The organism is Gorillibacterium massiliense, assembly GCF_000455485.1.
Taxonomy (GTDB): domain Bacteria; phylum Bacillota; class Bacilli; order Paenibacillales; family NBRC-103111; genus Gorillibacterium; species Gorillibacterium massiliense.
This window is the reverse complement of sequence record NZ_CBQR020000036.1, coordinates 135,459-149,564: the sequence shown is the minus strand read 5'-3', so window position 1 is coordinate 149,564 and position 14,106 is coordinate 135,459. Positions and strand designations below refer to the sequence as shown.

The window sequence follows — 14,106 nt, the reverse complement described above, 5'->3', positions numbered from 1 at the left end:
TAAAGGGCGACGATCCGTCATTCCCGTTTACCGCCTTGAGGAGTAGGATACGAATGATAGGAAGGAACAAGCCGAGGAGGACTTTTTCAATGGATGCCTATTTATTCGTACATTTTAAAGAAAAGGAAACAACCGATGGGGAACAGGTTTACTTTGGGCTGAGTACCGATGGCTTCAACTGGGAAACCGTAAACGGCGGAGAACCTGTGCTTTGGAGTGAAAAAGGGGAGAAGGGTGTCCGAGACCACACCATTGTCAGAACCAAGTACGGGAAATTTTATATACTATCCACGGATTTGAGCTTGGCCGGCTGCTTTCAATCCAAATACCGGGCAAGCTGGGCCAACATCAGCCGGGAAGGCAGTAAATGCCTGGTGTTGTGGGAGTCGGATGATCTTGTGCATTGGTCCGAGCAACGGATGATTCCGCTGGGCGACGAAGATTTCGGCTGCCTCTGGGCACCCGATGTCCTGTATGACTCTGTTCACGACGATTACGTTCTGCACTGGTCGTCGTCCCACGCTTCCAACAACTTTGGCAACAAAGCGATCTACTACACGCGGACGAAAGATTTCACCAGCTTCACGCCGCCGCAAATGCTCTGCCGCAAGGATGACAGCGGCATAATCGATTCCGCGATCTACCAGGAAAAAGGTGTCTATTACCGGTTTATAAAAAGCGAACGCAACCCGGAAGGCGTCATCCTGCAAAAAGGAAACACCCTGACCGGAGAATATGAGCGGATCGAAGCCTTTGATGAAGAGATGGCCAAACTTGGTTCTTCCGCTTATGAAGCCCCAACCGCCTTCAAGCTTCCGAACGGCAAGTGGTGCCTGCTGCTGGATTACTTCGGAGTCAGGGGAGAAGGGCAGGGTTACGTTCCCTTCGTCGCCGACGATATCGCCAGCGGCCGCTTTATCCGTTCCGATGAGAGCTTTCACTTCCCGTATCGCTTCAAACACGGAACCGTTTTACCCATCACCATCGAGGAATATAACCGAATTAAAACCAAGTGGAATTGAGCACTCGAGGAACGCTTGATGCGAATTCTTACCGGAGTTTAATGTTAATGACATTAATATATCTATATAGCAACAGAAAGCTGCGATGGTCAGCATAAAGGCAGCACACGGGTCGTCTGCTTGAGCGGGTAGCGACTATTCCGATAGTTAATGAGATTAATCAAAAGACGTTACAGGTTGGCGTAGCGTCTTTTGATTTTCTCATGAGTTTACATAATATTTATTATGTTGAGTTAATTTCCTTACCCAACCAACTTCAAACCGACAGCACAGCTGAGGACAACAGCGATGGAAATGACTCTCGGCAAATTTCGGGGTTCGCCGTACAGCAACATCCCGAGAATCGTGCCCCCCGACGCTCCGATTCCGGTCCATACCGCATAAGCGGTTCCCATGGGCAGTGTCTTCATGGCAAGGGAAAGAAACGCGAAACTTAGCCCAAATCCAACAACCAGCAAGAGAAAGGCTTTCCAGTTTCGATCTTTATGCCATTTATTAATCATGGTGACTCCGAACATCTCGAAAATGCCGGCTGTCACGAGGAATAACCAATTCATCTTAGCTCACCTCTTTTTTCGGATTCCCCAACAGTTTCAAGCTGATAACGCCCGCCAGCAGCAGAGCAATCAAGACGATCTTAGTCGGCTTGATAGGGGAGTCAAACCATATGATTTCGGCCAGAACCGTTCCTGCGGTGCCGAGTCCGACAAAGACCGCATAAACCGTGCCAACGGCCAGATGCCGCGATGCCATAATCATCAGGTAAAAACTGACGCCGATGGCGATCAACGTGCCGATCCACTCCCAAATACCTTCCGCATGTTTAAGACCGATAACCCAGGCCACTTCAAAGCAAGCTGCAATGACTACCGAACCCCATGTTTTATTCATGCTTTTCACTCCTTTGATGTTTATTAAGAGCATAAAACAAAAAAAGCCGGGGAGAATGAACTGCTGCATAGCAGTTAAACTCCCGGGCTTTTGTCCCTCCGTGGCACAGTCCGCAGACTGCCGTTCTCTCTCGGACCAGGCCGGCAAGCTGCCGCGGAACCCTAGATAACGTTTTTTATGACATTGAACCTCATTATACACAAACTACTCCATTAGTAAAGAGATCATTTTTGGCAGATTCCAATCAAAACGATAGAAATCCAATGATTCTTATATTGCATGAAAGCGTTTCCAGAATTAACCTGTTGATAGAAATACCGGAAGAAAACACTTACAAGACCAACAATTGGTATTTCGTTTTAGTTGAGAAGGGAGGGGCTAGGGCATATCGGGACCAATTCCCATATAAATGAGGTAGCTTAAGAGATGCAAGCATGTGGATGGTATGGACAACCCCTACCTCGGAAAGCTGTTGGCGTTTTCTAGAGCATGACCTATGTAAAGGAGGTTCCATAATGAGGAAGAAAAAAATGAGCTTGCTTCTTGCATTAACAATGGTCTTTTCAACAGTAATCTCATTCCCGCTCTCTGCTAACGCTGCAACTCCGACTCCCGAAGCGCCTGCAGGGTGGAGAAACTTGGTGGATTACCAAATATTCAGCAATACGGCTGGCGGCTGGGCCGGCGATAGCGGGTTCGGTTTGGATTTAGTAAACAGCTTTCTGCCGGTTGACAGTACGGTTACGCTGAATGGCTTGCCTTCCCTAAAATTAGATGCAAAATCTCCTACTTCTCCTTCTTGGTTTAACGCTTTGGTTACAGTAGCCGGCTGGAAAGCCTATGACTTTACCTCTTATTATACGAACGGTTATCTTGAGTTCAATATTAAGGGGAAAGTAGGCGGAGAGTCCTTTCTGATTGGCTTTAAGGACAGAGTATTTGAAAGGGCTGCCGGTGGTGAAATTACCACGACCGTCAATATTAAAAGCTACACAACGGTCACCACGAATTGGACCCACGTGAAAATCCCGCTAAAAGAGATTATGCAGGTCTCCCAAGGCATTGATCCTACATCCATTGATTGTTTGTCCCTCAAAAACGACGGTTCAACGCCAATAACGGTTTGGTTCAATGATATCCGGGTCACTTCGCCTGACAAGGAGAAGGATTATGCTCCGATAAAGGTCAATCAAGCCGGTTATCCGGCAAATGCTGAAAAGCAGGCGCTTGTCACCGGTTTTGAAGATGTTCTCACAGTTGACGAGAATACGTCGTTTAATGTCATTAATTCTACAACGAGTGCGACGGCTTTTTCGGGAAAACTAGCTCTCAAAAAGAATTATGATGCCGTTGACAGCGGGGAACGTATCTTTACCGCTGATTTTACAAGTTTGACCACTCCGGGGACCTATTATATCGCTGTATCAGGACTGCAAAATTCGCCGAAATTTACGATTGGCGACGCGAAGGATATTTACGGAGCGCTGTTAGCTGATTCAGCCCGGTATTATTACTATCAGCGGACAGGCATCAATATTACCAGCCCGTATACAACAAGCTATCAGAGATCCGATTTTACACCGGATACTTCCGTACCTTTAATGTCTACCCCTTCCGTTAAGAAGGATGTTTCCAAAGGCTGGTATGACGCGGGCGATAAAGGCAAGTACGTTAATGCCGGCGCTAAAGCCTTGTCGGACCTTTTCTGGGCCTACGAGCTGTTGCCGGAGAAATTTACAGACAGCCAGTTTAATATTCCGGAGAGCGGAAACGGCATCCCTGATATCCTGGATGAAGCAAGGTGGGAACTGGAATGGATGCTGAAAATGCAGGATTCTGCCAGCGGCGGTTTCTATGCACGTGTCACCTTCCAAGACGACGACAACATGACGAACAGAATGATTATGGATGCCGATTCGGACGGTTCAAGAACCAATATCAAAACCACCGCTGACACGGCTACTGCAGCCGCAGCATTGGCACATGCTTATCTGATCTATCAAAGTATTGATCCAACCTTTGCTCAAACTTGTTTAACCGCAGCAGTAAAAGCATGGAGTTATTTGGAGGCGCATCCGGAGAATATCAGGACTCCAAATACAGGCAGATGGCCATACGATGTTCCCGATGATACGACAAACCGTCTTTGGGCGGCAGGCTCCCTTTACCGAGCAACGGGCGATGCCAAATACAATACTTATTTCCTTGCCAATTACACGAAAACGGGCACCTATTTCGACGATGCTACCGGTCTTGGAAGCGGTTGGGATCTTACCTGGAACACCGGTTTCTTCAGTTATTTGAAAGCCGCTAATCCGGATTCAACGGTGGTAAGCTGGTATACCACGAAATTTCAATCATGGTTCAACAACAAAGTGACCCGCTATAACGGCAGCCCCTGGAAAAGCATCGTAAGTGAGGGCAACTATTTTTGGGGCATCAACATGCAGGTCACGGATGTTCCAATGGAAATGATCATCGGCTCGAAACTGCTGGGCACCTATGAAAGCAACAAGAGCGTTTTGAATACCATCACGAACAGTCAATTGAACTGGATTCTCGGTGAAAATCCGGTAGGCAAATCCTTTGTGACCGGATATGGCGATAATAGCGTCAAGTATCCGTTCAGCATCATGTACAGAACGGATAACTTGCCGGGAGTACCGAAAGGATATTTAGTCGGCGGACCGAACAAAGACTCCAACGACATCGCGGTAGGAAACCAGATCTCGCGGTTTGCAGCCAAAAACTATACCGATAACTTCCAAGAGTGGACAACCAACGAACACACGATTTATTGGAATTCCGGTTTGGTGTTTGTCGCTGCATTTGCAACCGGAACAACGACGCAACCCCCCGATACCGTAGCACCGACGGCTCCAACCAACCTGACCGCCACCGGTCATACCAGCCAAACGGTTACCCTGCAATGGGGAGCGTCTACCGATAATGTCGGCGTAAACGGCTACAACATTTATAACGGTACGGCTCTGGCCGGCTCAACCAGCGGGACCACCTTTACGGTGACGGGCCTTACGGCGGCGACCAGCTATACCTTCACGGTGAAGGCTAAAGACGCGGCCGGCAATTTTTCGACGGCAAGCAATGCCGTAACCGTCACGACCGATACGATTGCCGTACCGGCTGCTCCAACAGGTGTTACAGCTACGGCGGGTAATGCGCAAGCGACGCTCGCTTGGAGCACTGTAAGCGGGGCAACAAGCTATACGGTGCAACGTTCCACGACAAGTGGAGGCCCTTATACGGCTGTTGCTACCGGACTGACTTCGACCAGTTACACGAATACGGGACTGACGAACGGCACGACCTACTATTATGTCGTCAACGCAGTGAATACTGCGGGAACGAGCGCAAACTCCGCCCAAGTCAGCGTGACGCCGCAAGTGACCGTTCCCGGTACGCTGGTTGCCCAATACCGGGTAAGCAATACCAATGCGACGGATAACACCATCGGCGCAGTACTCAATATCAAAAACACGGGCACATCTGCAGTCGCACTCAGCTCACTTAAGCTGCGCTACTACTTCACGAAAGACACCAATTCGCAGCCAAACTTCTGGTGTGATTGGGCGCAAATCGGCAATGCGAATATCACAAGTTCATTTGTAACCATGGGTACGGCTCAAACAACCGCCGATACGTACCTGGAGCTTTCCTTCACATCGGGAGCAGGTTCGATTGCGCCAGGAGGTCAAACCGGAGACATTCAACTGCGGATCGCTAAGAGCGATTGGTCGAATTTCAATGAAGCCAACGACTATTCCTATGGCGGAACTACGACTACGCTCACGGACTGGAACAAGATCACGTTATATCAAAACGGTACGCTCGTGTGGGGTATTGAGCCGTAATTCAACCTGCGGCTGAAGATTAGCAATCGCCCTCCAGGAAGCCTTCTCGGCTAAGTGGGGGGCGATTGTCATATGGGTATGTGGTTAGCGGCTTCGAGCGAATGTACGTTTTTCTATATGAGGTTAAAATCCAATTATATACATAGTCCTTTTGCAACGACAAAATGAGAAATGTACCGACATTCTATTTTAAAAGGGGTAAGCTATGAGACGATCTGCGAATGTAGCAAAAGTATGCGTGCTTTCATTTGTGATTGGGTTATTGCCGGTGATATCCGCTTGTTCGGGCAGTAACAACAAAAGCACGGCAAGTCAATCGCCTAGTAGTTCGGTAAGTGAGTCCGTGAGTCCGTCCGCGTCGGAAACCAGCAAGCCGGAAGCGACAGCAGAACTGTGGAATCAGAAGTTCGATCCGCCGGTTACGATTACGACTGCCATTGTCGACGACGGCACTTCTCGGGGTAACGCGTTCAAGCCCGGCGAATCCATGGAGGATAACGCCAATACCCGCTGGATGAAAGAGAATATGGGCATCAATGTTAAATTCGATTTTATCGTAACGAAACCGGAAGATTATGATACGAAGCTGCGCCTGCTGCTGTCAAGCGGTGCCAAACTTCCGGATTCATTCGCAGCTGGCGGAGATCCGCTGCAAAGCTTGGTTGCCTCCGGCAAACTGATGTCTTTGAACGAAGCCATCGACAAATATGCGCATCCTGAGTATAAAAAGTTGATAGAGAAGTACAGTTACACATTGGGTGAAGTGAAGAAGGACGGCAAGATTTACGGATTACCGTCATTTTTCATGGGAGACGAAGGCACGGTCATGTGGATCCGCAAGGATTGGCTTGATACCCTTGGCCTTCAGGCGCCTAAAACCCTCGACGAATTTGAGAACGTTCTCAAGCAATTCACGGAAAACGATCCCGACCGTAACGGCAAGAACGACACGATCGGTTTGACTGTACCGTTGAAAGAAGGTCCTTGGACTTGGATGGGGCAGACGGACGCAATTTTCAGCGCCCTCACCGACCAAATGATCAACACGTACGATGTGCGCTTGTTTTGGAACAAAGGCGCAGACGGCAAACTGAGCTACGGTGCGATCAATTCCGACGCCAAACTCTATTTACAGAAGATGAGAGATTGGATGAGCAAGGGCTACCTGGATAAAGAAGCCGGCATCAAGGACCCGTCCAAATCTTCCGAATTGGCAGCCAGCGGCAAGGCGGGTATCATGTTCGGTCCTGCCTGGATGGGTGACTGGCCATTAGGAGACGCCACCAAGAACGATCCGAAAGCTGATTTCGAGCCTTATCCACTTCCAACCGGCCCAACCGGATTGGTAGGACGCGCAGAGAAGCCGCTGTCACAGGGCTACACGGTATTCAGCAAAGATTTTGAACATATCGACGCCTGGTTCGCATACTTCAATAAAATTTTCGCCAAAAAGCTGGAGCAACAAGGGGATCCATATTACGATCCGCGTTGGAAGGACGGCTATCACGAAGGATACGACTACGTGAAATACAATGGGAAAATCATCAAGAGCAATTTCGAACAAGCCGGCGTGCCGGCTGATCAATGGCCTCTGAAAGACGGCAGTTCCATTGACATCCGCTACATGATGACCAATATTCTTGGCAACTTTACGAGCATCCCGCATTCCAATGAATCGGCGATCAAGAAGTTTTTAGCCGATCCCAATGCACAGGCGACAACGCAAATGGAGATAGACGTTAAGCAACTGAAACCGCGGCAGCTTGCTGCCCAGGGCGTTCGGATCAACCAAAATATCACCGAAGGCAAAAACTATTATACCGGTCCGACGACCCCAACCATGAAATCAAAAGGCGAATTGCTGAAGAAGCTCGCTACCGAAAGCTATCTCAAGATTATTTATGGAGAAAAACCAGTCGATTACTTCGACGAATTCGTTAAAGAATGGCTGAAAAACGGCGGTCAGAAGATCACGGACGAAGTCAACGAATGGTATGCGAATAACAAATAAAAATACACTCATGTATTGAAACTGATAGAAGAAATAATTGAAGACGAAGGAGCGGCATCCTTGGCTCGCTCCTTCTTTAATTTTCGATGATAGGAGTGAGTGTAATGGCATCGTATTGGCGAAAAACTTGGCCGTTTCACGTGTTATTATTGCCGGCCTTGATCTTGTGCATCGTATTTCAGTATATTCCGCTGTTCGGGGCCGTTATTGCATTTCAAGACTATGAGCCATGGCTAGGGATTAAAGGTTCGCCTTGGGTCGGCCTGGAACATTTCCGATACTTGTTCAGTTATCCGGACGGCAAGCAGGTTATCTTGAATACCTTAATCATTGCCGGGTTGAAGCTAATCATGAACTTGATTATTCCGATTATTTTCGCTTTGCTGCTCAATGAAGTGAGCCGAATCTACTTTAAGAGGGTCGTGCAGACACTTGTTTATTTGCCGCACTTTTTGTCATGGGTTATTTTGGGCGGTATCCTGATCGATATTCTGTCAACGGAAGGCGGAATCGTCAATCGGATGCTGAATTCCTTCGGCATCCCGAGCATCTTTTTCCTGGGTAAAGGCGAATGGTTCCGGTTAACGGTCGTTGTGAGCGACGTATGGAAGGAATTCGGTTTCTCTGCGATTATTTTTCTGGCCACGTTGGTAGGGATCAATCCGGCTTTGTACGAAGCGGCCGAAATTGATGGAGCTTCCCGGTGGCAGCAGGTCATATCGATTACAATCCCTCTCATGATGCCGATCGTCATCGTCGTCGCGACGTTGTCCTTAGGCCGTATTCTGGATGCCGGATTCGATCAAATTTTGAATCTGTACAATCCCCTTGTGTATTCCCGTGGAGATATCATCGATACCTTTGTCTACCGAGAAGGATTGAACAACGGACAGTTCAGCTTCGGAACAGCGGTTGGACTCTTCAAGTCGGCGATCGGTTTTATCATGATTGTCATTAGCTACAGAATGGCTTACAAGTTGGCCAACTACCGGATATTTTAAGGAGGGCGACCATGCATTACCGTTCAAAAGGGTACACCGTCTTTACGGTTTTCAACACGATTTTCCTATGCCTGCTGTCGCTGATTTGCGTTCTTCCGCTCATTCACGTTTTTGCGGTGTCATTCAGCTCACGGGCTGCGGCAACGGCGAATATCGTCAATTTCTGGCCGGTCGGCTTTACTACGGATGCCTATGTCAAGACACTGGGCAACGCGAGTTTCATCCGCTCCTTGTGGATCGGCGCAGAGCGGACCATATTAGGCACGGTGATTTCGATGGCCGTGGTCACGATGGCCGCTTACAGTTTGTCGAAGTCCGTTCATAAATTCCCGGGACGACAACTTTACATCTGGATCTTCGTGTTTACGATGCTATTCTCTGGTGGGCTGATTCCCTCATATATATTGGTGAGCAAGCTGCATCTGATCGATACGATTTGGTCGTTGGTTTTGCCTTCAGCCGTCAGCGTATGGAATATGATTTTGATGCTCAACTTTTTTCGGACGATACCTCTCGATTTGGAAGAGGCTGCTTATATTGACGGAGCCGGGCATCTGAGAGTGCTATGGAGCATTTACTTACCCGTTTCGATGCCGTCCATTGCGACGTTATCTTTGTTTACGATGGTTACTCATTGGAATTCATGGTTTGACGGCGTAATCTACATGTCCAATCCCAACGGATATCCACTTGCGACGTATTTGCATTCCATGATCGTGAGCGATAATTTATCAAGAATCGGTGTAACATCCCAGAGCGTCGCTAACTTTTCCAACCGTACCGTCAAAACGGCACAAATTTTCATTGGTGCACTTCCGATATTACTTGTATATCCATTTCTGCAAAAGTATTTCGTAAAAGGAATTGTGTTGGGATCTGTGAAATCCTAGACAAACAGCCGTAAGGATTCTGCAATCGTATCGGAGGAGCAGCATGGCGAAAATCGGACACGGAACGGTCGGCAAAATGAATATCTTCACGAAAGTCGTGATCGTGATCGTTCTGACGCTCATTCCCATCGCGTTCTTGTATAATTCGTCAAACAAGACCAGCACCGCCGTCGTCGAGCAGGAACTGCTTCAAGTCAACCTGAACCGGATCCGATTTTTCGTGGAGCAAATGGACGTCGAAGCGGACCGGTTATGGAGAGCGGCCTTTGTTATTGCATCCGACTCGGATGCGGTCCAGATGCAGTTTCAATCCTCAGCCGATTTCGATTATGCCATGTTGACCTCCAAAAAGCTTTTACTGCAGAAATTGGATATGCAATCAACATCCTTCGAGTGGGCGAATGATTTTACCGTTTATTCACCGCTTTCCGGAGTTGCCGTTTCCACGAACCTGAAACAGAATTATGATGCGAAATACTTCCAGAACACAAGCCAACAGCAATGGGATTACCGTGTTATTTCGACGGAGCGGGGACCAGAGAAAGCATTCGTGCGGCATTTGATGACGCCTTTGGATACGTTTGCCAAACAATTAGAGCCCAATCTGATTGTCGAAGTCACGTTCTTGTCCGAAAACCTCAAGAAAATGCTGGAGAGCTTTATGCAGGGTAGTGTCGGACAGCCTTTTCTATACCGGCCGGGCTTTGAACCGATTGCGCCGCAAGGGGTGAATTCCGAGTTGATCAGCGCCATGACCGCACAATTCGATAGCATCAAAGCGCAGAATCCGACTGAGGGCTCTGTCAAAATAACGCTGCGGAATCAACCTTATCTAGTCAATTACGTAACCTCAAACTCCCTTGGGTGGTATTTAATCGATTTTCAGCCAATGAATAAGGTACTGGAACCGATCAATCACAGCAAACGGATGTTTTATGCGGCAAGCCTACTTTTGATGGGGATGGGCGTCGCCACCGCAGCTCTGCTATACCGCAACGTGCAAAAGCCAATCAACGCTTTAATCCGCGCAGTCCGATTGCTACGTAGGGGCGTATATGGGCATCAGATCAAAAGAGGATCGAATAACGAGTTTCATTATTTGATCGAGCAGTTCAACCTGATGTCCGAAGAGATTCAGACGTTGATCGACAAGGTATATGCAGAGCAGCTCCAGGCCAAAGAGTCATCGCTCAAGCACCTCCAGGCTCAGATCAACCCGCATTTTTTGTATAATAACTTTGCCTATATTCAAAGCATGGCCCAGCTTGATCGGACGAAAGCAATCGTCGCTTTCACTCAGCACCTGAGCCAGTATTACCGCTATACAACGCGTACGGAGCAACAGCTGACCTCACTCGCCGAAGAAATGGATTTAATCCGTAATTATTTGGAAATCCATCGGATGCAGTCCGAACGGTTGGAGTATCATGAACAGATCGAAGAGGACATGATGTCAATTTTAATGCCCCGGCTGTTGCTTCAGCCGTTAATTGAAAACGCGATTGTGCACGGCATGGAAGGAAAAAAGGGGAAATTCGAGATCATCATCACCGGCAGCAGGGCAGAAGGCGGTTGGACGCTCATCGTGGATGATAACGGAGTTGGTATGAAGCAAGAGGATATGGAAGTTTTAAAAAACTCCTTGCAGCTCCAGACGAGTACGAATCGAAGCGTTGGATTGAGTAATGTTCATCAGCGACTCAGGCATTTTTATGGACCATCCTCCGGGCTTCTTATTGAACGTTCTTCTATGGGAGGGCTTCGCGTAGGGCTGATGATGAATACAGGAGGCGATTCCGATGTTTGAAGTTCTTGTCGTAGACGATATTCCCTCCCAAGTGGACAGCATTGCCGCTTCGATTCCGAAGGACAAACTTGGAATAGGCCGAATTCACAAAGCCTTTTCCGGTGAAGAAGCCTTGCAGCTCTATCGGGAACAAACAATCCACATCGTCATAACGGATATCCGCATGCCGGAAATGAGCGGGGTTGAACTGGTAAGGGAAATTCGCGAAATGGGGCGTAAAGCCAAAATCATCGTGATTTCGGGATATGCCGATTTTGAATATGCGCAAAGCGTTGTTCCTTATAATACATCCGGCTACCTGATGAAACCGGTAAACCCCGATCAGCTTCAGAACATCCTGGCCAAATTAGTAGAAGAATTGGCTTCCGAAATGAAGCAGCAAGAGCAGCAGCATCGCGACGTTTATGCGTTCCGCGAAAATTTGCCTACACTTAAAGGGGAACTGCTTAATCGTCTACTGTACGATAACCGGATTCCTAAAGTGGAACTGGAACGGAAGCTTTTCCTATTAAATTTGCCGTTTTCCGCGCAGCAGACCGTAGGGATGTTCGCCGTTCGGCTGGAAGGCAAGCTGCAAGAATACGAAAAAATGGACAGAGAGCTTATCGAATATGCCGTTGCGAATATGGCGGAGGAGCTGTTTCAGGAAAATTTTCACCTATGGTTCTGCCGTGATGCAAATGAATATCTCCTAGTTCTCGTTTCTGCCAAAGAATGCATGAACACGAGAGAGCAGATCTTCCGGAATATGATGGACGTTCAAGCTGCTGCATTGAAGAAAAAGGCGGAATCACTGCTAAATGGCGGAATCTCCATCGTGCTGGCCGAAAACAGAGCCTATTTTCCCGATGGCATTCCCGAATTGTACCGATCCGTCATCGATGGCATGAGATTGATAGATGAGAAACGGCAAGGTGAATATGTACGAATCGCGGGCAATAGCAATATCGATCCAGTTCGGATCGGAACGCTAACCTCGCTATATCGACCGCCACTCCTGATCCATTTGCTCGATACGGGAGATTGGGTTCATGCTGAAGCCAAACTCATCGAAATCTTCGCTGAACTGAAAAGCGTGAACTACCCGCCCGAGCATGCCAATGAAGCGTATTTTGCAATCGCCAACGCCTACCAGTATACGGCGCACAAGAAGGGTAAGCTTTTGAGTGAGTTTGGCGCGTCCTCATTTGGTCTCATGCCGGCCGCTCCTTCCCTTAAACAACTGGAGAAGTGGGCGTTTTGCCTTTTCCGCTGCTTAAGAGAACAATCGGAAGATTCCACCGAGAAGCAAACAGGTTTAGTCGACAAAGTCCATCGCTTTATTGAACAGAACCTGAACGATAATTTGTCGCTACAAACGATCGCAGCATACGTCGGTCTCCATCCAGCTTACTTATCCCGAGCTTACCGGGCAGAAACGGGGAACAACTTGACCGATTATATCCTTCGATACCGGATGGAATTGGCTTCGTATTTACTCAGGAGCAGCGAGAAGAAAATATACGAGATCACCCAAATTATCGGATATCAGGCAGTGCCGCATTTCATTAAGCTATTTAAGGCATACACAAACATGACACCCCAAGAATATCGCGATCGAACGGGAGTGATTGACTAAGCGATCTGGTATGCAATATAAAAGTGGGGAAGAGGAGCAAAAAAGTTGACGTACGAGCTGAGAAGATGGTTGTCCCAGGATGATCATTTTCTCAGCCGTTTTGGTTTTTCCATTTTGTGCTAATAGTAAAATTGTATGTTTACATAATATTATTATAGTAAATAATGAGATACATAAGTACAAACTGATTTGATATCAAGGATAAAAAGCAATTCATGATTTATGTGATCAATTAAATAAAGGTTGATCAAATACATTAATTCGATAAAAACACATAATCATGAAGCCAATAATGAGAAATAATCCTAGAGACCGACTATGCACTAAAATGACAACCTGAGATGTATGAATGAACCGAATCGTTTAATGAAATCAAACAAGTTCGAAGATTCGTAGAAATGAGATTAGATTAAAATAAATTCGTAGAAAAAGATTAGTGCGTAAAAAAATTGAGCGAGTTCGAGTAAAGTAAAAACAATATGAATTGTGTGGGATTAATAGTAACTAAGTAGCGATAAATAAAGTCATCAAATACGAAAATGAAAACAGTTAACATGATGATCGGACGATTCAAAACAAGATCTAAAACCGGGCTGAACAAAAGCGTTTGAAATATCTCTAATAACTACGCTAATACTTCTTCACAAAACTCGTATTTTGTACATATGTGCAAATCAGCTTTCTTACGCTGCCTGAGTTACGGTCAATCCGTTGCTCAGGCTTTTTTTGTACAACCACCCCCATTTATTACATTCCGTTTGGAGGTTCGATTTTCATGGAGCAACGGGATATTTTGCAAAACGATCCCCACGCCATTATTACGGCATCAAAATTGTTTGTCAAAATGTGTGGTCGAAGAATTCAACTATCTCACCCAATAAAGCGATATGCCCTTTTCACCTACACTGGAGCACGACGTAAAGGTACTATCACCATATTTTCAAACTCCCCTGTTCGTTTAATAAGGTGAAGCGCGTAAGGATATCATAAGTGT

Annotated in this window: 9 protein-coding genes and 1 riboswitch; of the genes, 7 read left to right on the top strand and 2 right to left on the bottom strand. The window is 47.1% G+C overall.

Annotated features, from left to right (window positions below; genetic code table 11):
* The first annotated feature begins 89 nt into the window (after nucleotides 1-89).
* The gene (locus TJ79_RS04420) at nucleotides 90-1,022 is read left to right on the top strand and encodes a glycoside hydrolase family 43 protein (protein WP_040949052.1); all 933 of its coding nucleotides are present in this window, start codon (nucleotides 90-92) and stop codon (nucleotides 1,020-1,022) included.
* A 242-nt stretch (nucleotides 1,023-1,264) separates the two neighbouring features.
* On the opposite strand, the gene TJ79_RS04415 is transcribed toward TJ79_RS04420, so the two are convergent.
* Both TJ79_RS04415 and TJ79_RS04410 read right to left on the bottom strand, forming a co-directional pair.
* Nucleotides 1,265-1,579, bottom strand: coding sequence for a DMT family transporter (locus TJ79_RS04415; RefSeq protein WP_040949051.1), 315 nt, complete (start codon nucleotides 1,577-1,579; stop codon nucleotides 1,265-1,267).
* Nucleotide 1,580: 1 nt separating this feature from the next.
* A complete protein-coding gene (locus tag TJ79_RS04410) occupies nucleotides 1,581-1,913 on the bottom strand; it encodes a DMT family transporter (RefSeq protein WP_040949105.1) in 333 nt (110 codons plus the stop codon).
* Nucleotides 1,914-1,990: 77 nt separating this feature from the next.
* A riboswitch (guanidine-I (ykkC/yxkD leader) is annotated at nucleotides 1,991-2,089 on the bottom strand.
* Nucleotides 2,090-2,428: 339 nt separating this feature from the next.
* Here TJ79_RS04410 and TJ79_RS04405 point away from each other — a divergent pair.
* From TJ79_RS04405 to TJ79_RS04380, 6 genes are all read left to right on the top strand, one after another.
* Nucleotides 2,429-5,785, top strand: coding sequence for a glycoside hydrolase family 9 protein (locus TJ79_RS04405; protein WP_052339257.1), 3,357 nt, complete (start codon nucleotides 2,429-2,431; stop codon nucleotides 5,783-5,785).
* Between the two features lie 205 nt (nucleotides 5,786-5,990).
* Nucleotides 5,991-7,796, top strand: a complete 1,806-nt coding sequence (locus TJ79_RS04400) for an extracellular solute-binding protein (RefSeq protein WP_081756695.1) — start codon at nucleotides 5,991-5,993, stop codon at nucleotides 7,794-7,796.
* 104 nt (nucleotides 7,797-7,900) lie between these two features.
* Nucleotides 7,901-8,797, top strand: coding sequence for an ABC transporter permease (locus TJ79_RS04395; RefSeq protein WP_238322780.1), 897 nt, complete (start codon nucleotides 7,901-7,903; stop codon nucleotides 8,795-8,797).
* Between the two features lie 11 nt (nucleotides 8,798-8,808).
* Nucleotides 8,809-9,687 carry a carbohydrate ABC transporter permease gene (locus tag TJ79_RS04390; RefSeq protein ID WP_040949048.1) on the top strand — a complete coding sequence of 293 codons (879 nt, stop codon included), beginning with the start codon at nucleotides 8,809-8,811 and terminating at the stop codon, nucleotides 9,685-9,687.
* 43 nt (nucleotides 9,688-9,730) lie between these two features.
* On the top strand, nucleotides 9,731-11,494 hold the full coding sequence (locus TJ79_RS04385) for a sensor histidine kinase (RefSeq protein ID WP_040949047.1): 1,764 nt from the start codon (nucleotides 9,731-9,733) through the stop codon (nucleotides 11,492-11,494).
* Entirely contained in the window at nucleotides 11,487-13,112 is a 1,626-nt protein-coding gene (locus TJ79_RS04380) for a response regulator transcription factor (protein ID WP_040949046.1), read from the top strand. Before TJ79_RS04385 ends, TJ79_RS04380 begins: the two co-directional genes overlap by 8 nt.
* Nucleotides 13,113-14,106: the final 994 nt, after the last annotated feature.